Origin of the sequence: Desulfitobacterium hafniense DCB-2 (assembly GCF_000021925.1) — a bacterium.
Classification (GTDB): domain Bacteria; phylum Bacillota; class Desulfitobacteriia; order Desulfitobacteriales; family Desulfitobacteriaceae; genus Desulfitobacterium; species Desulfitobacterium hafniense.
In genome coordinates, this window is record NC_011830.1 from 2858970 (window position 1) to 2883432 (window position 24463).

23 protein-coding genes and 1 pseudogene are annotated in these 24463 nt (G+C 48.5%); 21 read left to right on the forward strand and 3 right to left on the reverse strand.

The genetic code is table 11. The features are described 5' to 3' along the window. Positions 1-95 precede the first annotated feature (95 nt). From sstT to DHAF_RS13375, 11 genes are all read left to right on the forward strand, one after another. On the forward strand, positions 96-1316 hold the full coding sequence (gene sstT / locus DHAF_RS13325; protein WP_005811470.1) for a serine/threonine transporter SstT: 1221 nt from the start codon (positions 96-98) through the stop codon (positions 1314-1316). A 109-nt stretch (positions 1317-1425) separates the two neighbouring features. Next, on the forward strand, positions 1426-2064 hold the full coding sequence (locus DHAF_RS13330) for a TetR/AcrR family transcriptional regulator (protein WP_005811472.1): 639 nt from the start codon (positions 1426-1428) through the stop codon (positions 2062-2064). Then, positions 2042-2806, forward strand: a complete 765-nt coding sequence (locus DHAF_RS13335) for an ABC transporter ATP-binding protein (protein ID WP_015944147.1) — start codon at positions 2042-2044, stop codon at positions 2804-2806. The genes DHAF_RS13330 and DHAF_RS13335 overlap by 23 nt, the downstream gene beginning before the upstream one ends. After that, a complete protein-coding gene (locus DHAF_RS13340) occupies positions 2797-3552 on the forward strand; it encodes an ABC transporter permease (RefSeq protein WP_005811476.1) in 756 nt (251 codons plus the stop codon). The genes DHAF_RS13335 and DHAF_RS13340 overlap by 10 nt, the downstream gene beginning before the upstream one ends. A 122-nt stretch (positions 3553-3674) precedes the next feature. Then, positions 3675-4649, forward strand: a complete 975-nt coding sequence (locus DHAF_RS13345) for an ABC transporter substrate-binding protein (RefSeq protein WP_011459744.1) — start codon at positions 3675-3677, stop codon at positions 4647-4649. A gap of 138 nt (positions 4650-4787) precedes the next feature. After that, positions 4788-5429, forward strand: a complete 642-nt coding sequence (locus DHAF_RS13350; protein WP_005811480.1) for a carbonic anhydrase — start codon at positions 4788-4790, stop codon at positions 5427-5429. A gap of 37 nt (positions 5430-5466) precedes the next feature. Further along, positions 5467-5730: a hypothetical protein gene (locus DHAF_RS13355; protein ID WP_015944148.1), complete on the forward strand. Its 264-nt coding sequence runs from the start codon at positions 5467-5469 to the stop codon at positions 5728-5730. Between the two features lie 358 nt (positions 5731-6088). Continuing rightward, positions 6089-6634, forward strand: a complete 546-nt coding sequence (locus DHAF_RS13360) for an RNA polymerase sigma factor (RefSeq protein WP_011459747.1) — start codon at positions 6089-6091, stop codon at positions 6632-6634. Beyond that, the gene (locus DHAF_RS13365) at positions 6631-7419 is read left to right on the forward strand and encodes a hypothetical protein (RefSeq protein WP_011459748.1); all 789 of its coding nucleotides are present in this window, start codon (positions 6631-6633) and stop codon (positions 7417-7419) included. Before DHAF_RS13360 ends, DHAF_RS13365 begins: the two co-directional genes overlap by 4 nt. A 21-nt stretch (positions 7420-7440) precedes the next feature. Further along, a complete protein-coding gene (locus DHAF_RS13370; RefSeq protein ID WP_011459749.1) occupies positions 7441-8331 on the forward strand; it encodes an ABC transporter ATP-binding protein in 891 nt (296 codons plus the stop codon). After that, complete coding sequence (locus DHAF_RS13375) at positions 8328-9581, forward strand: ABC transporter permease subunit (RefSeq protein WP_015944150.1); 1254 nt, start codon at positions 8328-8330, stop codon at positions 9579-9581. Before DHAF_RS13370 ends, DHAF_RS13375 begins: the two co-directional genes overlap by 4 nt. Positions 9582-9691: 110 nt before the next feature. On the opposite strand, the gene DHAF_RS13380 is transcribed toward DHAF_RS13375, so the two are convergent. Next, a complete protein-coding gene (locus DHAF_RS13380; RefSeq protein ID WP_015944151.1) occupies positions 9692-10864 on the reverse strand; it encodes a TraB/GumN family protein in 1173 nt (390 codons plus the stop codon). 152 nt (positions 10865-11016) lie between these two features. Here DHAF_RS13380 and DHAF_RS13385 point away from each other — a divergent pair, with 152 nt between their 5' ends. The 6 genes from DHAF_RS13385 (at position 11017) to DHAF_RS13410 (ending at position 15476) form a co-directional block, all read left to right on the forward strand. After that, on the forward strand, positions 11017-11652 hold the full coding sequence (locus DHAF_RS13385) for a DUF2238 domain-containing protein (RefSeq protein ID WP_011459751.1): 636 nt from the start codon (positions 11017-11019) through the stop codon (positions 11650-11652). A gap of 117 nt (positions 11653-11769) precedes the next feature. Beyond that, a complete protein-coding gene (locus DHAF_RS13390; RefSeq protein WP_015944153.1) occupies positions 11770-11994 on the forward strand; it encodes a DUF1858 domain-containing protein in 225 nt (74 codons plus the stop codon). A 10-nt stretch (positions 11995-12004) separates the two neighbouring features. Then, positions 12005-13237 (forward strand): DUF438 domain-containing protein, encoded by a 1233-nt coding sequence (locus tag DHAF_RS13395; RefSeq protein WP_015944154.1) that lies wholly within the window; start codon positions 12005-12007, stop codon positions 13235-13237. Positions 13238-13408: 171 nt separating this feature from the next. Next, positions 13409-14185 (forward strand): zinc transporter ZupT, encoded by a 777-nt coding sequence (gene zupT / locus DHAF_RS13400; protein ID WP_005811500.1) that lies wholly within the window; start codon positions 13409-13411, stop codon positions 14183-14185. 184 nt (positions 14186-14369) lie between these two features. Continuing rightward, entirely contained in the window at positions 14370-15098 is a 729-nt protein-coding gene (locus DHAF_RS13405; RefSeq protein ID WP_011459753.1) for a DUF421 domain-containing protein, read from the forward strand. A gap of 12 nt (positions 15099-15110) precedes the next feature. Beyond that, a complete protein-coding gene (locus tag DHAF_RS13410) occupies positions 15111-15476 on the forward strand; it encodes a DUF4363 family protein (protein WP_005811503.1) in 366 nt (121 codons plus the stop codon). 107 nt (positions 15477-15583) lie between these two features. On the opposite strand, the pseudogene DHAF_RS26085 reads toward DHAF_RS13410, so the two are convergent. Both DHAF_RS26085 and DHAF_RS13415 read right to left on the reverse strand, forming a co-directional pair. Continuing rightward, positions 15584-15793: pseudogene (locus tag DHAF_RS26085) on the reverse strand (L-lactate permease); the annotation flags it as partial. Positions 15794-16024: 231 nt separating this feature from the next. Further along, complete coding sequence (locus DHAF_RS13415; RefSeq protein WP_015944155.1) at positions 16025-18607, reverse strand: cell wall-binding repeat-containing protein; 2583 nt, start codon at positions 18605-18607, stop codon at positions 16025-16027. Between the two features lie 161 nt (positions 18608-18768). On the opposite strand from DHAF_RS13415, the gene DHAF_RS13420 reads away from it, so the two are divergent. The 4 genes from DHAF_RS13420 (at position 18769) to DHAF_RS13435 (ending at position 24403) form a co-directional block, all read left to right on the forward strand. After that, the gene (locus DHAF_RS13420; protein ID WP_005811508.1) at positions 18769-19089 is read left to right on the forward strand and encodes a YggT family protein; all 321 of its coding nucleotides are present in this window, start codon (positions 18769-18771) and stop codon (positions 19087-19089) included. A gap of 200 nt (positions 19090-19289) precedes the next feature. Next, positions 19290-21206 (forward strand): DNA gyrase/topoisomerase IV subunit B, encoded by a 1917-nt coding sequence (locus DHAF_RS13425; RefSeq protein WP_015944156.1) that lies wholly within the window; start codon positions 19290-19292, stop codon positions 21204-21206. 38 nt (positions 21207-21244) lie between these two features. Beyond that, positions 21245-23671 (forward strand): DNA gyrase subunit A, encoded by a 2427-nt coding sequence (gene gyrA / locus DHAF_RS13430; RefSeq protein ID WP_015944157.1) that lies wholly within the window; start codon positions 21245-21247, stop codon positions 23669-23671. Between the two features lie 369 nt (positions 23672-24040). After that, on the forward strand, positions 24041-24403 hold the full coding sequence (locus tag DHAF_RS13435; protein WP_018211767.1) for a hypothetical protein: 363 nt from the start codon (positions 24041-24043) through the stop codon (positions 24401-24403). The last annotated feature ends 60 nt before the right edge of the window (positions 24404-24463 follow it).

Below are 24463 nucleotides of genomic sequence, written 5' to 3' on the forward strand. Positions count from 1 at the left end.
ATCAATTGTCATGTCTTATAATTCGTGATAAACTTAAAAAATCTTATATAATACGACATTATTAGTCGAAAAATACGTGAAAGGAGCCAAGACAATTGAAGGAACTGCTCAGAAAATGGAACAACATTAGCCTCGTCAAACGCATCCTCATGGGTCTCATCATCGGTATTATGCTTGCTTTATGGATTCCTGACATTGCCGCGCCGGTCGCTATTCTCGGTAATTTATTTGTTGGCGCTTTAAAGGCTGTGGCACCGGTTCTGGTTTTGATTTTAGTGATGGGGGCCATTGCCAACCATAAGAGTGGACAGCAGACCAATATGAAATCTATTCTTATTCTTTATCTGCTCGGCACCTTCCTGGCCGGTGTTACTGCGGTCATAGCCAGTTTTATGTTCCCCGTGAGCATTGCCCTGGCCGCCGGTGCTGAGGATATAACCGCTCCAGGCGGGATTACCGAGGTTCTTTTATCCTTGCTTATGAATGTGGTTGACAACCCGGTTAAAGCCTTGATGAATGCCAACTATATCGGAATTTTATCCTGGGCCATCCTCTTAGGCCTGGCCTTGCGGACCGCCGGTGAATCCACCAAGCAACTGATTGGTGATTTTGCCGATGCGGTATCCAAGGTGGTAAAATGGGTGATCAATTTAGCGCCCTTGGGGATTCTGGGGTTGGTTTTTGATTCGATTGCAACCAGCGGTTTGGAGGTTTTGCTGGGGTATGGAAAATTACTCCTTCTCCTGGTGGGCTGCATGGTTTTTGTGGCCCTGATCATCAATCCGCTGATCGTTTATCTTAAAATCCGTAAAAACCCTTACCCTCTGGTGTTCCGTTGTTTAAGAGAAAGCGGCATTACGGCTTTCTTTACCCGAAGCTCGGCAGCTAATATCCCCGTCAACTTGACTCTCTGTGAAAAGCTGGGGCTGGATAGAAACACTTATTCCATCTCCATCCCTTTGGGAGCGACCATCAATATGGCAGGGGCGGCGGTGACCATTGCCGTGCTTACCTTGGCTGCCGTTCACACCTTAGGCATCACTGTGGATATTCCGACGGCCATCATTTTAAGTGTGCTGTCGGCAATCGCTGCTTGCGGAGCTTCCGGTGTGGCAGGGGGCTCTCTTTTACTCATTCCTTTGGCCTGCAGTCTGTTTGGTATTTCCAATGATATTGCCATGCAAGTGGTAGGGGTAGGCTTTATTATCGGTGTGGTTCAGGATTCCTGCGAAACGGCCCTCAATTCTTCCACGGACGTTCTGTTCACAGCGGCTGCCGAATATGGGGAATGGCGCAAAGAGGGGAAGGCATTCTAAACCAACTTGTGTTTGCCCCTTGACTGGAAAAATAATAAAGAGTACAATTTGTCCATAAATTGAATCTTAGTTCAGTTTATGGATATTTTTTCTAAAAACGGAGTTAACTATGGTTTATAATAAAACGGACCGAGTCCTTGAGAAACAAGAATTGCGCCGGAAAAGGATAATCAAAGCCGCCAAGGAAATCCTATCGGAAGAAGAGGAGATCGGCAAGGTTTCCATTAAGTCCATCGCCAGGCGGGCCGGCATCGCCACAGGGACCTTTTATCTCTATTTTACGGATAAAGAATCTCTGGTGGATATGATTGTCAAAGAGATCTACGCCGAATTGCTGGCCAAAATCAAGCAGGAACGGGCACAGTACACCGATACCTTTGCTAAGCTGCAGGCCTCCATGGAAGTGTGCATCCGCTTGTTCCTGAAAGAGAAGTACCTGGCCAAAATCCTCCTGGAACAATTTCCCCAGATCCACACGGCTTTGAATACTAAATATGCCGATATTGAAGAGGATTTGATCCGCTTGACCAAAATTGATCTGGATGAGCTTATGGCGGAAAGACTGATCCCCAGGCAGGATACCAATGTCACCGCTACGGCCTTTGTGGGAACCTTCCGCGAAGTGATTCTGGCGTGGATCGGCAAGGGTGAACCCCAGGATATTGAGCTGGCCTATCAAACCCTCATTGATTACAACATGCGCGGGATTGGGAGATATAAAATTGATGAAGAACTATTTAACCATTGAATCCCTCAATGTGGTCTATGCCCAGAACGGTCAATTAACCCCCGCCTTAAAAGATGTCAGCCTGACTCTTCCTCAGGGGCAGATCGGGGCGATCATTGGCCCCTCCGGCTGCGGTAAAAGCACCCTTTTAAATGTAGTGGCAGGCTTGAATAAGAATTATCAAGGAAAGGTGCTCTTAAAAGGCGCTCCTCCCCAAGCTAACAACGAGGTGGCCCTGATTCTGCAGGAATACGGACTTTTGCCCTGGAAAACCGTATGGGATAATGTCCGGCTGGGCTTGCAGATTAAAGGAATAGCCGGTACCCAGGCAGCTCAACGCACCGAAGAGATTCTTAAGCAGTTGGGCTTATTGCATCTGCGCAAGCGTTTTCCCATTCAATTAAGCGGGGGGCAAAGGCAGAGAGTGGCCATTGCCCGTTCTATGGTGCTTCATCCGGAGCTGCTCCTTATGGATGAGCCTTTTTCTTCTCTGGATGCCTTAACCAGGGAAGAGATGCAGGACTTAGTCCTCAAGGTCTGGCAGGAGACGGGACTTACCATCCTGATCATTACTCACAATATTGAGGAAGCCGTGTTTTTGGGGCAGAAGATTTTCGTCATGTCCCCTTGTCCGGGAATCATTACCCAGGAGATTAACAACCCTTTAGCCGGGGACTATGAAGCCCGGGGAAAAATGGAATTCCTTGAAGTGTGCAACGCTCTGCGCCTGAGCCTGCGGGGGAGGTGCCAGGCATGCCTTTAAAATCCCTCACTTCAAAAGTGTACACTACTCTGATCACCGTGCTTCTCATCGGTTTGGCCTGGCAGATTCTGTCTATGCTTCTGGAGACCACCGCCTTTCCTCCTCCCTGGGAAGCCCTCCAATCCTTTGGGGAATTATTTTTCAGTGAGCTGATGCCCCATTTGCAGGTGAGTCTTTACCGCGTGGGCATCAGCTTGATGGTGGCTGCTCTTTTGGGAATTCCTCTGGGTTTATTTTTAGGCAAGAACAAACGGGCCGATGCTTGGTCCGCTCCTTTTCTCTACCTGACCTTCCCGGTCCCTAAGGTGGTTTTTCTGCCGATCTTTCTTATTTTACTGGGGATTGGTGATGTTTCGAAAATTGTTATGATCACCTTGATCGTTTTCTATCAGATTGTGGTGACCACAAGGGATGCAGCCCGCAATGTGCAGCATGAATATGTCCTTTCCGTGGAGTCGTTGCGGGCCTCAACCCTGGAACTCTACCGGCATGTCTATTTTCCGGCCTGTCTGCCCTCGATTCTGACCTCCCTGAAGCTGGGCTTAGGAACGGCTATGGCCATCCTTTTCTTAGTGGAGACCTATGCGACTCAAGAGGGGATTGGCTATTTTATCATGAATTCCTGGAGCAGTCTGGCCTATGACAAGATGTTTGCCGGGATCATCGCCATGGGATTAATGGGGTTCTTGATCTATCTGCTCCTTGATACCTGTGAAAAATTCTTCTGTTCATGGGTTAATCCGTAAAAATAAGGATAACCTAATGCTGCGCAAAAAAACTATTGACACTTCTGAAAAAAGGGCGTTTAATAGAATTCAAGAAATGAACTTAAATTCATATTTTGAAAATGAGCAGGAGGAATATCTAAATGAGGCGCAAATCCTTTTCCAGCCTTGTGTTGAGCCTTGTTCTTGTCTTAGCTCTAAGCACAGGCTGCGGACAAAAGAATACCGCCAATCCGGGCGACTCTCAAGCAGGGGATACCTTAACCATCGGGTCCATGACTATTGAAGAGAATCTGCCTGTCTTGGTTGCTCAGCAAAACGGCTATTTTGCTGAACAAAATCTGGAGGTTAAATTATTGACCTTCCAGAGCCCCGTGGAGCTGCAAAGCGCTTTTCAAACGGGACAACTGGACGGTATGATTACGGATATCATGATCGCCGCTTTGCTGAAAAGCTCAGGGGAAGATCTGCGGGTTGCTTCCATCGCCCTTGGCGCCACACCGGAGGAAGGACGCTTTGCCATTATCGCTTCACCGGCCAGCACGGTGAAGTCCGTTGCCGACTTAAAAGGGAAGAGTATCGGCATCTCCAACAATTCCATTATCGAATATGTCACCGACAAACTTCTCCTGGCGGGAGGAGTCAATCCAGGGGAAGTCAATAAGACGACAGTTGCCAAGCTCCCGCTGCGGGTGGAAATGCTCCTGAGCAATCAGATCGACGCCATTGTGGTACCGGACCCCCAGATATCCTACGTGGTTTCACAGGGTGCCAAAATCATTGCTGAAGACTCCCAAGGGGAAAACCTGTCTCAATCGGTGACCATTGTCGGCAAGAAGACCCTCAATGAGAAGCAGGATGCTCTGCAACGTTTTTATCAAGCCTACACGAAGGGGGTTCAGGCCATCAATGCCTCCCCGGATCAGTATAAAGAGCTTTTGGTTAAGAATGTGAATATACCCGAAAGCATCGCCGCTTCTTATCAGGTCCAGCATTACTCCGAGCCGCAGCTTCCTGAGGAAAAGGATGTCAATAAGGTGCTGGAGTGGCTTCAAGAAAAGGGACTGCTCAAAAACCCCGTGGATTATGAAAGTTTTGTTCAATCAGGATTATATTAGAATTGAGCCTCTTACCAAAAACAAAGCGTGCAGACGCTTTGTTTTTGACTGTCTATAGCAGTTAATAACCTGATGCAAAGGTTGCCAATGAATTGGGAAAGATAGTGGCATCATAGTATAATGTGTGCAGGGAGAGTGATGGTTACGGAGAAACTATTAAAAGGAATCGTCAATTTTCGTAATGGGGATTTCGAGACCCATCGACAACTTTTTGAAGAATTAAAAGATAATCAAAAACCCCATACCTTGTTTATTACTTGTTCAGACTCGCGCATTGATCCCAATATGATCACAGGAACCTTGCCCGGCGAACTGTTCATCGTCCGCAATGTGGCCAATATTGTGCCCCCTTGCCGCGAAACATCGGAATATGTGAGCACCACCTCGGCCATAGAATACGCTGTACAGATGCTGGGAGTGGAGAACATCATCGTCTGCGGACATTCCAACTGCGGAGGCTGTTCAGCCAGCCTGAATGCGCCTGAGAAGCTGGACCAGCTGCCCCATACGAAAAAATGGCTGGAGCTTATGGAATCGGTAAGAGAGAGAGTCCTCAGCGAATTTGCGGAGGATGAACCAACAGTCCGGGAATGGATGATGGAGCAGATCAATGTGGTGGAGCAGTTGCGCCATTTAATGACTTATCCTTATATTTACGAGAAGGTTATGGCCAAAGAGCTTATGCTCAGCGGCTGGCACTATATGATCGAAACCGGGGAAGTTTTTATTTACGATTACCGGGCCGGGGAGTTCCGTTTGGCCAATGGCAGCAGAGCTTAACTCCCGGCGGTGATTAGAGCGAAAGGTCGTGATCTGGATGGTCATTGGGTTTGGCTTCGGAAGCCCGCTGCAAAGCCTGCTTATGCTGCTCCTGACCTCACTGCTAAGCTATGTGATTTTCAAGAATCTGCGCCGGCGCCGGCAGGAAAACCTGGATCCCGATGAGGAAAGGGAGAGGCTTCGCCAGTATTATTATGAGCAACGTCAGCGGGCCAGGGATTATGCCCGGGAATTTGATCTCAGCGATGAGGAAATTGAAAGACGCTTGGACGAAGAACTGGATGAGTATAGGCATCAATAATGGCGCTGTCGCAATAAGACAGCCCGGAAAAAGAGCAAAAGGCGGCGACTGGCTGATGCCAGTCGTCGTCTTTTGCTGTAAACTATAACACGAAAATTTTGCCTCGTTGGGCAATGCGAGTTTTAAATGTTACAGAGTCTAGTTATTTAAATGAATGGCCGTAGTAAATCTCTGTAGAATTCTCGCCGCATAATAACTATAACGTTTAACCACACCCAAAATGATTGAATTTATTTTAATCATTTTGGGTGTGGTTAAACGTTATAAACTATAAGAGTTTCATCCTTATGTTTAAATGGTATTTTCTAAAGAAACTTCATTTCTAAATCATTTTAGATAGCATAGAACGTTCTATATTATGAGGAAAACTTCCGGAGGATTAGCCTTGATAGATGAAGATGCATTACTGAAAAAAATTAGAAATGGTGACGAAGCCAGTCTGGATAAACTTGTGGTCTTTTATTATCCGGATATTCTGCGCTATTGCTTATGGCATACACCGAACCGACCGACAGCGGAGGATGCCACCCAGGATACTTTTTTGAAAGCTATCAGGCACCTTGACGCTTATATTCATCGGGGCAAATTCAGGGCGTACCTTTACAAGATTGCCGCCAATGTGTGTATTGATTACAGCCGCAAAAAAGTTTCAGAACAGTTGCTCGGTGATTGGCCGGAATACGACCATCAGTTGGAGCGGGTAGAATCAGATGCAAATTTGGTGTGGCTGCTGCGCGGCTTGCCTGACGAACAACGGGAAGTTGTCCTCTTACGCTTTGCACATGAGCTGAAAGTCCGGGAAATCGCAGAAGTAATCGGTGTACCCATGCGCACGGTACAATCCCGTTTGCGCAGCGCACTCAAGCGGTTAGAAAAAGACTTCATTGGGAGGGAAGAGAGTTGAATAGAAAAGTTCGTTCAAAATTGCAGGCCGCGCTGAAAGACCAGCCTTCCTTGCAAATATCGGAGGAACATTTGAACCAAACTATGGAGCAGGCCCGTATGGCCTGCCAAAGCCGCAGACAGCGGGAAGGCATCCGGTATCCGGCTTTTCTGTTAAGGCAGGTGCGGTTTGTCGGCGCGACCGTTTGGCTGTTGCAGAGCTTTCTGCTGCTGTGTGCTTTCTGGTTGTTTGGCCTTGCGGATATAGGAGCTGTTTCTAATTTTGCTCCACGCCATATGCCAGTATTGCTCGGCTGTTTTGCGATCTCTATCGCTATGACCGGCATCCCTTTTATGGGACGTTCGGCGCGGTATAGAATGCTTGAAACAGAGATGGCAACCCGGATTTCTATTCCCAGACTATTGTTGACCCGAATTTTCATTATCGGTATTGGCAATGTGCTATTGCTTACAGTTTCCTTTCTTCTTGCCAATGCAAAAGCGGAACTTGGCACAGGAAGCATTGCCCTATACCTATTGCTTCCCTATTTGATAGCCTGTTGCGGTTGCTTGTTTATTCAATCTTACGCGCATAACGGACAGCAAGGCTTTGCCTGCACGGCCTTTTGCTTCTCCTTAACCGTGCTGCTGTTTGGGTTGTATAAAACTGCCCCGGTTGTTTATGAACAGGCATCCGCCCCCGTTTGGGGAACGTTATGCGCGTTATGCGCTGTGCTGCTCATAATAGGGATTCACCGTCTGCTGGATAAGGCGGCATCCTTCGACCTGTCCCTGAAAGGGATATAAAACAGGAAAAGGAGTATATACATGGAGCTTACGATACAAGGACTTACCAAACGGTATAAGGATAAAACCGCCGTAAACAATATAAACCTGACCCTTACCCCCGGAGTATGGGGGCTTCTCGGTGCCAACGGCGCGGGTAAAACAACCTTGATGCGGATGGTGGCCGGAATTTTAACGCCTACCTCCGGCAAAGTCCAGTACGACGGCATCGCAATAAAAACGTTGGGCGAAGCCTACCGGGATGTCTTTGGCTATCTGCCACAGACCTTTGGCTTTTACCCGGAATTTACGGTAGCGGACTATCTGCACTATATGGCTGCGCTGAAAGGGCTGCCCCAAAAGAAAACCAATCAAAAAATAGACGAGCTGCTGCACAGGCTAACCCTTGCGGATGTTCGGAACAAACACATACGCAAACTGTCGGGCGGGATGCAACGCAGAGTGGGGATTGCCCAGGCGCTTTTGAACGACCCGGATATTTTGATTCTGGACGAACCGACAAGCGGCCTTGACCCCGGCGAGCGCATACGCTTCCGCAATATTTTATCGGAGTTTGCCCAACAGCGTATTGTCTTGATTTCTACTCATATCGTGTCTGATGTTGAGTATATCGCCAACCGCAACGCCATTATGAAGGACGGGCACATTATTGCGGCCGGCACCACAGACGAGCTTGTGAAAACGATGGACGGCAAGGTATGGCAAAGCACGCTTCCAGCGGAACAGCTTCATCATTACGAGCGTACCGTCCGGGTTGTGACCGTCCGCAATGAAGAAAGCGGGCGCGTATCGGTACGGTATGTTTCGGAAAGTCCGGGTTTGCCGGACTCACAGACCGCCGCGCCACGCCTTGAGGATTTATATCTTTGGCTGTTCCGTGGTGAGGAAGCCGTAAAGGAGGATGCGGTATGAACCGCATGATGGCTTTGGAACTGAAACGGGTGGCAAAAACCCGTTCGACATGGATACTGGCGGCGGGGGCGCTGCTGCTGTCGGTTGTAATGGCCCTTTTGGTTATCTCCTTTGCCCGCCATTGGAACCTTGATGAAAACGGCAGGGAAGTAAGCCTGACCGGCAGGGATGCGATACAGGCTAACCAGGAAATGCTGAAACCGATTGAGGGAGAGCTTACGCCGGAAAAAATACGAACCGCCTTTGCAACCTACCATGCGGTATACGAAACCTATGGGGCAAAGATAGAGGATATACCGAAAGATATATACTATCAAAAAATAGCGCCCATCAATCCAATATTGAACGGAGTCCGTGAGGTCTATGTGGATAGCTCCACCGGCATCCCTGTACCGCTGTATGAGATTTCACCGGAAGAAGCGGCTAATTTTTATGAGCAACGGACGGAACGTCTTTCCGACTACTTATCACAGGAATATAAAGATTCCCCCGATGCTGCCCGTCAGGCTCTTGCCATTAATGAGAAAGTTAAAGCTCCATTCTATTATATATATGGCGTTGGGGACAGCGATACGTCGGAGTATCTTACCATGTGCATTTTCCTGCTGGTTATGCTATGCACCGTCATTGCCGCGCCTATCTTTTCTGCTGATTATCAAAGCGGCGCGGATGACATTTTGCGTTGCACAAGGCATGGCAGGAGGCGTTTGGCGGTTGTAAAGCTATCCTCCGCCATTTTGCTTACCACCGCGATTTTTGCGGTTTGCATAACTGCGTTTATCTTGATTTCACACGCTGCATTCGGTTGGGAAAGTTTAAAAACAACGCTGCAACTGGCCTTTTCTGCAATTTCCTTTGTTCCGCTTACCGTAGGGGAAGCCAATATGCTGGTTGTTTTTTCCGGCCTGCTTTCTTTCCTGGCGACGGTCTGCTTTACGCTCTTTCTTTCCAGCCTATTCAAAAACCCCATTACAGTCTTAGGTCTGGCCATCGGCGGCTGCTTGTTGCCCACGATTCTGTCTTTTGCCGGAAGCGGCGCCGCTTTTGAAAATTGGCTCAGGTTATGCCTGCCTTCAGGGGGAGTGGGACTTAGAAACAGCTTTTTCTTTGAGTTGACTGACTTTAATTTTTTGTCGCTTGGCTCCTTCGGTATATGGACCCCCTATATTATACCCGTAGCCTCAGGAATAGAAAGTGTACTCTTCTTTTCCCTTACCATACGCTCTTATTCCCGGCATGAAGGGTGTTAATATACGTATTCCAGATAGTTAGCGGCATAAAGAAAAGCGCCTTTCTCCACTGTTATGGTGCGAAAAGGGCGCTTCTTTTATAACAAGGAAACGGACCGGCCAGATATTTCTTATAAATTCTGGAAGAACAAACGGGCAATATCCGCGCCGCCGATAAAGGCTCCCGTAGCGCTGCCGATATTGGCAAAGACGATGGTGAGCAGGATCCTGGTCACTTGATTATTCCAAAAGCCTTTAAGGCTGAGAATATCCTCGGAAAGGTTCTCAAAATCCCTGACATTAGGGCGTTTGAAATAGGCTTGCACCAAGCCGGCAAACCAGCCGGCGGCGATTAAAGGATGCAGGGCGGCGATGGGGGCCGCCAGAAAGGCCGTTAAGATAGCCAGAGGATGACCAAAGGCCAGAGCGGTGCCCAGGGCCGAGAGAGTGCCCGTCCAGAGAATCCAGCTCAAGGTCTGCTGAACTCCGGCGTCAGGGTTGGCGTAAAAAGTATAAGCAATGAGGGCAATAATCAGGGCCGGTATGGACCAACCGAGAATTTTAGGGACAATCGATTTGGGCGGAAGTTCAGTTAAAGCCTGCAAATCATGTTCTTTGTGGATCTCTTCAGTGATGCCCGGCACATGGGCCGCACCTAATACAGCGACGATTTTTTCCCCAGGAGCTTCCTTGATCTTTTGGGACAAATATTGATCCCGCTCATCGATCAAAGGGGTTTTAAGCTTAGGAAAGCTCTCGGTGAAATCCTTAAGAATACCATTGAGCATATCCTGGGATTTTAATTTTTCCAACTCTTCTTCGGAGATGGCTTCATCATCAAAGATACTGAAGATAATTTCCATAAGGAGTTTGCATTTGCCCCAGAAGCCTACATTATGCCAGATGCGGGAGAAGGTGATTTGAATATTGCGATCAGCAAGGACCAATTCGGCTCCTACTTCCTGGGCGGATTCAATTCCCTGCAGCATTTCCTGTCCGGCATTGGTGCCAAATTCCTTGGCTAAACGCTTCTGGAAGGAGGATAAAGCCAGGTTCATCAAAAGCAGAGTGGCTTTCTTTTCCTTAATGATTTTAAAGATATCGGTTTCTTTCCATTTATCTCCTTCGACAATGGACTTGTAGCGCTGCTCATCCAGCTCGATACAGACGGAATCGGGTCTTTCCGCTTCAATGACTTCTTTGACCAACTCGGCGCTTTGCTTGGATACGTGGGCAGTACCGATTAAGATGATTTCCTTGCCAGCCAAAGTCAATCGAGTAATATTTTCGTTCTCTATCGTCATAAATTACCTTCCTTTTGCATTGACATTCAGTTATTGACTCTCATTGTACAACTCCTATTGTATCCGTTATCAAGCAGATTGTAAAAGAAAAGTGTGGGAATTATAAGCTTGGATAGGGGAAAGCTAGTAGTGAATTTACATGTTAGCTGGAAATGGGGCTACAGAAAAGGAGGAGCAGGTTGAATAAGGCTGGTAAATTTACGGTGGGGATTGCGCTGATTTTCGAAATTATCCTCCTCGTCCATGGCCTAACGGCCTTATGGCAAAAACAATGGCCGGATCTGGGGCTGTCCGCTTTGGCCATGGCCACAATTCTAGTACCCTGGTTGCTCCATTATCTCGCCAACCGGGTGCATCTAAAGCTCCCTCCAGGATTTGTTATGGCTGGAGTTGTTTTTATTTTTCTCGCTCAGTATCTGGGGGAGATCAGGAAGTTTTATCAAACCTTCTGGTGGTGGGATATCTTTCTGCATGGCCTGTTTGGTGTTCTCGCCGTACTCTTCGCTTTGTATATGCTGCAATCCAATCTAAAAAAACAAGGCCAGCTGTCCAAGGCAAGGTTTACTTTGTTTTTAGCCCTGCTTTCACTATGCTTTGCCATGGCTTGCAGTGCCGCCTGGGAGCTGTTCGAATATATGGGAGATATCGTCTTGCCGGTAAAAATGGTCAAAGGGGGCCTGGAGGACACCATGTCCGATCTGTTCAGCGGCTCATTGACCGCCTTGCTCACGGCAGCCGGTTATTATTTCCTATGGCGGTTTATGCATAGGGATAAAACCAGGATCTGATGGGTGTTATTTTCGGGATGTTTTTGAGAATATGCAGAAAATACCTAAAATGTATGAGTGAAATCACAGATCGAATCCGGACAACACCTTATGATGGTCTTGGAGGAGGGTGATGCTATGAAAACCATTGATTTATCGAAAACTGTTTATGAGATATGCTCCGCAGACCCGGAAGCGGTGACGATTATGAAAGAATTAGGCTTTAAGGAAATCACCAATCCAGGCATGCTTAATACGGCCGGACGTTTTATGACCATACCTAAGGGAGCGGCCATGAAAAAGATCAGCTTGGCCCATATAAAAGAAACTTTTGCCCAAAAAGGCTATGAAATTATTGAATAGGAGTGAGCGTATGAGTGAATTAATCAATAATCGGGAACACCGCCAAAAGGTCTTAAAAGAACTCATTAGGGAATTGCACAACGGTCAGCCCGTGGAAGAAGTAAAGGAGCGCTTTGGCAAGCTGGTTGAAGGCCTTGCCGCTACAGAAATCTCCCAGATGGAACAAGCCCTCATTCAGGAGGGAATGCCGGTGGAGGAAATCCAGCGTCTCTGCGATGTCCACGCCGCCGTGCTGGGGACCTCTGTCCAGCAGATTCATACCCCAGATCAGGGGGAGGAGCAAAACGGACATCCGGTCCATACCTTCCAACTGGAAAATCAGGCTTTGGAGGCTTTGCTGAAAAACGTCATTACCCCCGGATTAGAACGGTATGAGGCCAGCGGCGACAGCGATGCCTTGGCAACATTGATCACAGCTTTCCGGAGCTTGTGGGAAATCGACAAACATTATAGCCGCAAGGAAAATCTGCTTTTCCCCATCATGGAGCAACACGGAATCACAGCGCCTCCTAAAGTCATGTGGGGAGTGGATGATGAGATCCGGGCCGTCATCAAAGAGACCCGTAAACTCTTGAGCACTGAACCCCCCCGTCAAGAGGAAATTCTCGCCAAGGCTAAAGAAGCCGTAACCCGGGTTCCTGAGATGATCTTTAAAGAGGAAAACATTCTTTTCCCCATGGTATTGGATACCTTCTCCGAGGATGAATGGGTTTTCATCGCCGAGGCCAGCAGTGAGATTGGCTATTGCCTGATCGACGAGCCGCAGAAAGTGTGGAAACCCAAAAGTGCCCAGGGCCAGGGGAATGATGATAAACAAAATGATCGGAACACTCAGGATGGCTATGTGGAGTTTGACGCCGGAAAATTGCTTCCGGAGGAGATCAATGCCATTATGAACACTCTGCCCCTGGATATAACCTTCGTTGGCCGGGACGGCACGGTAAAATACTTCACCCAAGGCAAAGAGAGAATTTTCGCCCGTGCTAAAACCGTCCTGGGACGCAGGGTAGAAAACTGCCATCCCCCCGCCAGCGTCCATGTGGTGGAAAAAGTGGTGGAAGAGCTTCAGTCCGGTAAGAAGGATCATGAAGACTTCTGGATCAAAATGGGAGACAAATATGTCCTGATTCGCTACTATGCCGTGCGCAATGCCGAGGGTGAATATCTGGGAATCATGGAAATTTCCCAGGATATCAAGGAGATTCAAGACATTACCGGGGAGAAACGGTTATTATCAGAGTAACTATAAGGCTGGCTGTCCTTTATGGAGTATGAACCATGGAAGGGCAGCTTTTTTCTATAATCCGGCTACCCAGGTTTAGTCGTAGAAAGTTTTGAATACTGATGATATAATAATCTTTATAATGAGGAGGAATTGAGAAAATTTTAGTGTCAATAGTATAGGAGAATAACAATGTTTGACGAACGCGCCTTGATTGCACTTTTACTATCCTTCATCGCCGGGATGGCTACCTTATTAGGGGCTTTAATTATCTTTGTCACTAAATCAAAAAACGAAAAGATCCTATCGGCTTCTCTGGGCTTTGCCGCCGGGGTGATGCTTTCCGTCTCTTTTTTGGATTTATGGACTCAGAGCCAGGCGTCCTTGATTTCATACATGGGGCATAAAATGGGCCTGCTGCTTTCCGTAGTCTTCTTATTAGGCGGAATTCTCTTTGCTTTGGGCATCGACCACTTTGTCCCCCACGAAGAGCCCAGCCCTAATGAAAAGGATAAGCCTCACCAGAATTTATACCGGGTAGGTTTTGTTTCCATGCTGGCGATTATGTTTCATAATTTCCCCGAGGGAATAGCTACCTTCAGCGCCGGTTATGAAGACTTAACCATGGGCATCTCCATAGCCGTCGCTATCAGTATGCATAATATACCTGAAGGAATCACGGTGGCTATGCCCCTATATTATGCTACAGGGAAAAAGAAAGATGCCTTTAAATACACCTTTCTGTCGGGAATGGCGGAGCCTTTCGGTGCTTTGCTGGCTTTTTTGGTGCTGCGGCCCTTTATCAACAGCTTTAACCTGGGGGCAATTTTTGCTATCGTGGCCGGAATTATGATTTATATTGCCATTGAAGAGCTGATCCCATCTTCCCGGCAATATGGCCATCCCCGTTTGGCCTTATTCGCAACCTTTGCCGGCATTATCATCATGCCCCTAAGTCATATTTTCTGATTACGGGCACAGGCTTTTACCTAAATAAATAGATAGGCTGCCATCCGGCAAAAATCGTTCTTTCACTCACCTGAACGTGGGGGGAAGGACGTTTTTTTCTTTAAGGGGATCAAGAATCAGGGGATAAAACAGTCCTAATGATGGATAATAAGGGTAACTAATGATCTTAGACGAGGGTGAAGAAATGAGTGAAGGTTTAGTCGTTATTGTCCGTTCCCTGATCGGTTTTTTCTCGCTGCTTATTTTCGCAAGAATTATCGGCAAATCCCAAATCAGTCAATTGACCTTCTTTGATTATGTGCTGGGGATTACCATTGGCTCCATGGCCGCCTCGTTGGCCACCGATCTATCCAGCAGGGCCTGGCCCCATTGGGTGGCCTTGATCACATGGGCCGCTCTGGGCTATGTCATGGAAAAGATCACGATCAAATGGCGTTATGCCGCTAAATTTTTGGAAGGGGAACCGGTTATTGTCGTGATGAGCGGTAAGATTATGGATGACGCCTTGCGGAAAAACAACTATCGTATCTCCGAGCTCATGGGTTTGCTCCGCAACAAAGGGATCTTCGATGTCAGTCAAGTGGATTTTGCCATCCTCGAACCCAATGGTCAGCTCTCCGTGCTGCAAAAGCCGGAGAACCTGCCTTTAACACCTAAGGATATGAACATTAAAGCGTCCTCCTCGGGGATTAGCTCCGAACTTATCTATGATGGCATGATTGTGGAACAAAATTTAAGACAGTTTAAAAAAGACAAAAAGTGGCTGCAAAAAGAGTTGCAGAAGCAGGGGATAAAGGATGTGTCCGAGGTGTTTTTTGCCTCTCTTAATCCCGCCGGGAGCCTTTACATTGATCTCTATAAGGATCGCCTGCAAAATCCTGTGGATATAGGGGATTATAAAGGACCTTACTAAGGAGAGAAAACCATGAGAAAATTCTTAGTGATTAGTATTCCAATTGTTACGATTGTGTTCTTTGTGCTCCTCATGCAAAGCGGAAATTTTTTAAAACATCCTTTGGGCAATGAAGAGGGGGTGCCGGCCAAGCTCGAGGAGATGATTCAAGAAGTTCAAAAAGAAAATTGGGATTCTGCCCTGAATCATTGGGATGGTCTGGCCCGGGATTGGGATAAAGTCGTTAAGCGGGTCCAGTTCAGTGCGGAGCGCAACGAGATCAATGACTTCACTGTAAGCATTGCCCGCTTAAGGGGAGCTATCGAAGCCCAGGATAAATCCAGCGGCCTCCAGCTGCTTTATGAGGCCTATGAGCATTGGGCAGATCTTGGCCAGTGAGGGAAACTGCCCTTCCGGGCAATTAAGCCGGAAGGGCAGTTCTTTACGCTAATCCATGGTGGAAAAGCAATCAGCCGCCGCTGCTGGGGATTGTGGGGCATCAGTCCATCTTTGCCAATCAATCCTGTGGCGGCACAAGCAATGGCAATGGATTGCGGCGAGATAAGTTTGCCCATGGAACCCCCTAACAAGTTCGCTGTTACAGTCAGAACAGGGTTCATGCCCAGCTGAGTAGCGGTAACTTTCTGCAGCATACCAAACAAGGCACCTGAGGAAGTAACGGAGCCGGTGAGGAATACGCCAAGCCACCCGAGAAGCAGCTTTAAGGTAGGCTTGTGCTGTTTTTGCGAATAAAGCAGTATTATAGAACTAAAAGTTAAAAATTGAAGATTGATCGGATCTATAGAAAGGACTTATAGGTTAGACCCAAAAGGGCTTATAGCAAGAAAAATAAGCGTAGTTTGCGACTATACTGAGGGAAACAAAAAGAAGCATGCCGGCTTGAGCATGCTTCTTTTCAGTTGATAGGTGGCTGATGATTACCTCATTTAATCCTTGGGTATAGGGGTCGTGAAATAAGCATAGATTCCTCTGAAGATGCCGGCCGCCGCATTTTCGCGGAAGGTTTGATTCTGCAGACGGGCCTCTTCATAGGGATTGGATATAAAGGCAATTTCCAGGAGAATCGCCGGAATCTTAGTATTGTTTAAAACGTAAAGATTGCCTGGTTTAACCCCCCGGTCTGTGGTTTTAATAATGTCAATCACCGAGGTGCGGATACTGCCGGCCAGATGCAAGCTTTCCACATTCTTTGGGTTAGCCGCTGAGTAGAAAACCGTCGTGCCATTGACTGCAGGGTTAGTGAATGCATCATTATGGATACTGATAAAAAGATCCGCATTGCAGGAATTGGCCAGAGCCACACGAGCCTTGAGATCCTCAAGTTCTGTATATTTGGAGGCCGTGCAGGGTGAACTGTCATCCTCACGGGTCATCAGAACTTCCGCACCCGCTTGAGTCAGGATATCTTTTAAGGCAAGGGCGATGGGTAAGGTGTTGTCTTTCTCGTGGGTTTTGGACGGCCCCGAAGCTCCGGGATCCGGTCCACCATGGCCAGGGTCGAGCATAATCACTTTTCCGGCTAAGGCGTACTCGGGAATATCGATAAAAGGGTCCACCGGAACTTCCCGAGAAGGATCATATTCGGTGTCGACAGGGGGAGCGGGCTCTTCCGGGTCATCAGGCTCCTCTTCCTCCGGAGGTTCCTCTTTCTTGATCTCCGCAGGCAGGGGCGGGAAATCCCGCAGATTTTCCTTGTATTTAGAGAATGCTTTCCCTTCAATAATGGACTGAGCCGTTGAGCTAATCACTCCGGAGCCCCCGAGGATATAGACTGTACCATTGACGCTCAAATCTATGGTTATCTCGGGAAGAGTCTCTTCACTGGGAGGATTAGGGTTGACAGCAGGTTCATCAGCCTTGGCATCATCTGCTTTATCTTCATCAGTATTTTCCACAATCTCCACATATTCGCCGGATACCCAGCCGGTATGGGAGTCAAAGCTTATTTTATACCAGCCGTTTTCCTCTTCAATTATTTCAAAAAGAGTGCCCCCAGGAACTGTCGTTATTTTTTCTCCGGCGGCGGCGGGGGTGGCTCTAAGATTCAGGCCATTGGCAGCTGTGCTTTTGCCTTTTTTGGGGGCAGGCGGAGCGGCGGGAGGAGGATCAGATGCCTCAGATGGGATTAAAGAGACATATTCAGCGGAAATCCAGCCCGTCTTGGTCTCGTAAGTGGTTTGGTACCAGCCGCTTTGTTCAGCGAGAATCTGAATAGTAGCATCTTTAGGGATCGTCACTAATTTTTCTCCGCTGGAGGAAGGATTATCCCTCAGGTTCAAGCCATTGGCTGCCGTAATAACCCCCTGGCGCGTTTTCGGTTCAGCAGGCTTGTCAGGCTGGTTATCTGAGCCGGATGGATCGACAAGGGTTAAATACTCGGCGGCAACCCAACCGGTCTGGTCAGCAAAGGTGGTCTTATACCACCCTGCTTGTTCCTCAAGCAGGGTGATGAGTGTCCCTTGAGGGATAGTCGCCAGCTTTGCTCCGGAGGAGGAGGGACTTTCACGCAGGTTCAATCCGCCGGCGGGAGTGATTTCGGCCTGCTTGGGCCGGGTCGTCGGAGTTCCCGGAGTTCCTGAAGGTCCCGGACTTGGACGGGGAGGCTCCACTTTCATATGTTCCCGCATGTATGTATAGACGGAGGTCGGAATATCTTCCTTTTCGGTCAACAAAAGGGGAGCTTTATATTTGGCGGCCAGAACGGTTCCCGCTACCGCATCGGGGAAGGTAATGCCTGATGCTAAGAAAAGATCATCGGTTTCATAGGCATCCTGCACAAAAGAAACGACGGCGGCGTTGGTCTCATAACGGTCCTGACCACCGAGACGGGTTTCTATGGCAAAACCATGATCCGTAAGGCCTTCCGAAGGGATGGCACCCTCGCCGCCGATGACAATAATCTGGCTGGGCTGGGTTTCATTAAGATAGTTCAGAACGAATTCCGGCATCTTTTTCGAAGTGAGAACGATGGGAATTTGTTTTATCCCGGCAAAGCTGGCCGCTGATAAGGCGTCAGGGAAAGTATCCCCATTGGCCAGAATGACGACATCATTGGGAACCTTTTGGGCAAGGAGGACAGAGGTTTCGTAACGGTTTTGACCACCGATCCGTTCCACAACGATAGGGAAATCAAATTTCCCCAGCTCCTCTTCAATCGCGGGTTTAAGCACTCCGGTCCCCCCCAGGAGAACCACCCGGCCGGGCTGGAGGCGTTTAATCTCCTCCACCACTCTTGGATCCAAAGCCGTGCCTTGAGTCAGCAGGATAGGAGCATCGAGGCTTACGGCAAAGGGAGTGGAGGCGATAGAGTCCGGGAAGTCGGCATACTCGCAGAGAATCACCGTATCGGCGGAGGTCCAGCCCTTTTCCGAGATACTCAAGGCGGTGCCCACCCGATCCTGGCCGGACAACCGCTCGATGGGGTAAGCCAGGGGGCTGGCCCACACACTTATAGAAGCACTTACCACCAAGGTAAGCGAAGTAATTAGAGTAAAAATTACTTTTTTCACCGTTTCATCCTTTCTCATGTGCTTTTACGTCGATTATACCATAATATTTGCCTGGTTTAGAGCGAAATATGTAAAATAGGAAAAAAGGACCACTCCCATACATAAAAGGGTTCGCTGATCTCACATACTAATTGAGATTAAATATTGGAGAGTGAAACTATATGGACCATAGTGAAGAGATACGATCCTGGCAGCGAGTCGTTTATTACATTCTGGGCGTGATTGAAGTACTCTTGGCTTTCCGCCTGATCTTTAAACTGCTGGGAGCAAATCCGGTCAGCGGCTTTGTCTCAGCAATCTATTCTTTGACCAATCTGTTGATGAGTCCTTTTCTGGGAATTTTCCGCACCGCTTCCGCCCGGGGGGTTGAGACTCAGGCCGTTTTGGAGCCGGCCACCCTGGTAGCGATGATTGTCTATGCAGTGATCGCCTGGGGAATCGCCAAACTGATTGAAATTATGAAACGGCCCAAAAAAGTTTGATGTCAATTGCTTTCTGAATAGGAAAAATAGCCCGCCAGTCTAGTACCGCGGGCTATTTTTTTATGTTGAGAAGAGGAAAATGTTTAGTGATTAGCGAAAGAGAGAAAAATAGTAAAGCTTGCCATATTCATTTGCTCAGCCGTTTATGATAGTATAATGAAGTTGTTTATTTTCTGGTGTGACGAAAGGGAGGAAGTATTTTGTCCATGGATTTAAAATATAATGCTGAGTCGATTCAGGTCTTGGAAGGTTTGGAAGCCGTGCGCAAACGTCCGGGTATGTATATTGGTTCTACAGGGAGCAAGGGGCTGCACCATTGTGCCTGGGAAATCATCGATAACGCTATCGATGAAGCGGGGGCCGGCTTTTGCACCCGCATCGAAGTCACCCTTAATCCTGACGGCTCTCTGACTGTTCTGGACAATGGCCGGGGAGTTCCCATCGACATTCATCCTGTGAAGCAGATTCCGGCGGTACGGCTGGCCTTTGAACAGCTCCATGCCGGAGGAAAGTTTGACGGGCAATCCTATAAAACTTCCGGGGGCCTCCATGGCGTCGGGGCCAGCGTTGTCAATGCTCTGTCCACTTTTTTAGTCGTGGAAGTCAGCCGGGAGGGCAAGATCTTTCGCCTTGAATATGAAGACGGAGGAAAGCTGAAATCCGATCTTAAAGTGATTAAAAAGGGGATTAAGGGCAGCGGGACGAAAGTCACCTTTAAGCCGGACCCCTTGATTTTTAAAGAAACCACCTCCTTTAAGTTTGATACCCTGCGCAGCCGGCTGATGGAGCTTGCCTTTCTCAATCCCGGCCTGACGATTGTCTTAACCGACCAGCGCAAAGAGACCCGCAGTGAAACCTTTCAGTCCAAGAACGGTGTCATCGGCTTTGTGGAACACCTTAATAAAGAATCCGATTACAACCCCGTACATAAGAAACCCATCTTCTTTAAAGGGGAAAAGGATGAGGTCATCGTTGAATGTGCTATCCAATACACTGATGGGGAAGATGAACATCTGCGCTCTTATGTCAATAACATCCCCACCGATGAAGGGGGAACCCACGAGTCGGGATTCCGCACGGCTCTGACCAAAGTGTTCAATGCCTATGGCAAGAAAAACAACATCTTCAAAAAGGAGGAAAGCCTGATTGGGGATGATCTTAAAGACGGTTTAACCTGTGTTCTTTCCGTAAAAGTCCGGGAACCCCAGTTCGAAGGCCAAACCAAAACCAAGCTTTCCAATACCGAGGTGGAGGGCGTTGTCCAATCCCTGACCAACGAGGGCATCAGCACCTTCTTTGAACAGAATCCCGCCGTGGCCAAGGATGCCATCAGCCGGGCTTTGACCACTTGCCTGGAGCGTCTGGCGGCCAAACGGGCCAAAGAGTTGAAGAAGAAAGCCCGGGACGCTGAAGTCAAGGCGCTCAGCGGCAAACTGGCCGCCTGCAGTGAAAAAGATCGCAACCGCAATGAGCTCTTTCTTGTGGAGGGGGACAGTGCGGGAGGTTCGGCCAAAAGCGGCAGGGATCGGCGCTTCCAGGCGATTCTGCCCTTAAGAGGCAAGGTGATCAATACCTATCGGGCCAAGATGGATAAAGTTCTGGAAAATGAAGAGATCCGCAGCATGATCACAGCCATCGGGGCCGGGATCGGTAAAGAATTTGAGGTGGATAAGTCCAACTATGCCCGGGTCTGCATCATGACCGATGCCGATATCGACGGAGCTCATATTCGCTGTCTGCTGCTGACCTTCTTTTACCGCTATATGAAACCCCTTATTTTAGGCGGGAAAGTCTATATCGCCCAGGCACCTTTGTATAAGGTGGAGAAGGAAAAAGGCAAAGTCGTCCGCTACGCCTATGACGAGGGGGAGCTGAAGGATGCCTTAAAGGAATTGGGCAAAAGCGCCAAGCTCCAACGGTACAAAGGGCTGGGGGAAATGAATCCGGAGCAGCTCTGGGAGACCACTTTAAATCCGGTCAACCGCCGCATGATCCAGGTGACCATTGATGATGCTCTGGAGGCGGAGCGGAAATTAAAGATCCTGATGGGTGAACAAGTAGACCCCCGCCGAGAGTTCTTAATGGAAAACATTGTCTTTACTGAAGACGATATGTAAATTCAACTCGATATGCAAATTCAACTTGAGGTGAAAGAATGAGTATTCCAGAAGAAAATATAACCCAGCGCTCCTTGGAAGAGGTGCTGCCGGAGAGTTATTTAGGCTATTCCAAACATGTCATCCTGCAGCGGGCTGTTCCCGATGTCCGGGACGGCCTCAAACCGGTGCACCGGCGGATTATTTACGCCATGGATGAATTGGGCATGACTCCTGATAAACCCTACAGCAAATCCGCCCGCCTGGTGGGGGACTGCATGGGAAAATATCACCCCCATGGGGATTCCTCCATCTATGATGCTGCGGTGCGCATGGCCCAGCCTTGGGCTACCCGCTATCCTTTGATTGACGGGCAGGGGAATTTTGGCTCCATCGACGGGGATGGGGCGGCGGCCATGCGTTATACGGAGATGCGCATGACCCATCTCTCCCAACTGATGACCCAGGATATCGAGAAAGACGTCATTCCCTTCAAGCCTAATTATGATCAGCGTGAAAAAGAGCCCATTGTCCTGCCCAGCCCCTTCCCGAATCTCCTAGTGAACGGCGGCTCGGGAATCGCTGTGGGCATGGCCAGCAATATCCCTCCCCATAACCTGCGGGAGGTGGTAGCCGCCCTGATCCTCCAGATCGATAATCCTCATGTCACTTTAGAACAGTTGATGGAAAAGGTGAAAGGACCTGATTTTCCCACCGGAGGACTGATTATCGGTTCCCAGGGCTTTACCGAGGCTTACCGGAGCGGCCGGGGCAAAGTGACGATGCGGGGCAAAGCCATCATCGAGTCCGGGAAAAACGGCAAAAGCCTGATCGTGATTACCGAGATTCCTTTTCAAGTTTCCAAATCCACCCTGGCCGCCAAGATCGAAGCGCAATCGGAAAACGGCAAGATCGAAGGGATCAGTGAAGTACGGGATGAATCGGATCGGGAAGGGATCCGCCTGGTGGTGGAGTGCAAAAAGGATGCCGATCCCAAACGGATCTTGAAGCTCCTCTATAAATATACCCAGCTCCAGGAAACCTTTGGCATCATCAACCTGGTGATCAGCGAAGAAGGAACACCCCGGGTATTGGGATTAAAGGAGATTAACCACTCCTATCTTCAGCATCGCCGGGAAGTCGTCCTGCGCAGAACAGAATATGAACTGGCCAAAGCCAAAGCCCGGGCACATATCCTGGAAGGCTTGGTTATCGCTATCAATAATCTGGATGAAGTCCTGCAGATCATCCGTTCCAGTAAAACCCCGGCCCTGGCCAAGGCCGGCTTGATCACCCGGTTTGAGTTCTCTGAAGTTCAGGCTCAGGCCATCCTGGATATGAAGCTTCAGCATCTGACCAATCTTGAGCTGGATGGTATCCGCAAGGAATATGCAGAGATTCTGAAACTGATCGCTGAACTGGAGAGCATTTTGGCTGATATTAACAAAGTCTATACCATCATCAAAAATGAGCTTAAACAGATCGCTGATCAATACGGTGATGAGCGCCGCACCCTGATTCTTCCCGAGGATGTGGGAGATGAAGTGGATTACAGCGCCTTTGAAGAACCGGAAAAACCCATGGAAGTCTTGTTGACCAGGAAGGGCTTCATCAAGCAGATTCCGACCCCAACCCGGAGAAGCCAGATCAATGCCATTGCTTTTGCCTTTAAGGACGGAGATGTACTCTTGGAACATGTATCCTGCACATCAAAGGATACTCTCTATTTCTTCACCCACAGCGGCAAATACTATGATGCCAAGGCCAAATTAGTTGCTGAAGCGGGAGCCAAGGAGAAGGGCAGAGCCGTCAACAACCTGTTCCCCTTGCCTGAAGAGGAGCGCATCGTGGCCATGGTTTCCTTGAGAGAAGAGAAAGAAGGGCAGTATTTTGTCTTTGTCACCAAGGACGGGCAGGTCATGAGAAGTCCGGTCAAGGATTTCCTTAATGCCAGAACTGCCGAGGCCATGGGCTTAAAGGAACAGGATGAAATCGTTAAGGTCTTCCTCAGCGCAGGCGAAGGAGAGCTGTTCCTAGCCAGCCTGCAGGGACAGGCCATCCGCTTTGCCGAGGCTGAAGTTAACCCCATGGGCCGGAAATCCCGGGGGGTTAAAGGAATGACCTTGAACGAAGGGGATTATGTGGTGGATGCCCTCCTGATTCAACCCGGGGCAGACGGGGAGACCGGAGATCTGATCACCGTTACTGAACAGGGTTATGTTAAACGAACTTCCCTTGAGGAATACAAGCCTCAGGGCCGGGCCGGCCGGGGCATCGCCATTGCCAAAATCGATGCTGAAAAGACCGGGTATCTGGTCTCTCTGATCCAGGTTGGGCCTAAGGAGGATAAGCTCCTGCACATCATCCAGGCCGGCGGGGCAGTGACCGGCGTCGAAGCCCAATCCCTGAAGAGGGAGTCCAGAGTCAAGAGCGGGGCAGGGTTGGTCAATGTGATCATCAATGATTATATCGTGCATGTCCTATGATTGAGATAGAATAGGCATAAATCAGCAAGAATCCTTTATCTACAAGGGTTTCACGCTGATTTATGCCTATTTCTTTATTGCCTGGAAACGAAACAAGACAAGGTTTCGGTGCAAAGGAGGGTTGAAAATCAATAGTGCGGTCAACCGGTTATTGTGCCGTTCTTGTATCGTTTGCGGTGTAGATAGTTTGGTTATCGCTAAAATAGATTTGATAGGCGGGAACGAAGCTCCTGCACCTATCATCGCTGGAGCGGAAACAACTATCCGACTATAGAGAAGCATGTGGTTTCATGATGCGGCGGGAGATAATCCTTAACGGTGGAATGAAGCCGCTGTGCTTTATTAAAGCGAAAAAAGCGGGGTGAGCATTTGAATCCTTTGGAAAAATCAAACAAGGCCTATAAAGCGTCAAAGAACATCTATGATGATACATTAACGCAGTCAAAGTGGTGGTCAAGGCTGTATATCCGTTTCTTTTGGAGCGGTGTCAATGATGTTGGAATTGCCCGCCAGGTGCTGAATATGCTGCCTGATAATTTTGAAGGCAGCCTGCTTGACGTTCCGGTTGGAACGGCTGTGTTTACCACCGAAAAATACGGACGGATGCAGAACGCCAAAATTACCTGTCTGGATTATTCGCAGGATATGCTACAGGATGAAATACTGGGGTTGTGTGTAGGTGATGGAATTCAAAAATTGAATTTGAATATAAACCTAATCACGCGGTTATGAAAGTTACTATAAATAAACGGGGCTGTCGCAAGACAGCCCTTATTCTGCTCACAACCTGCG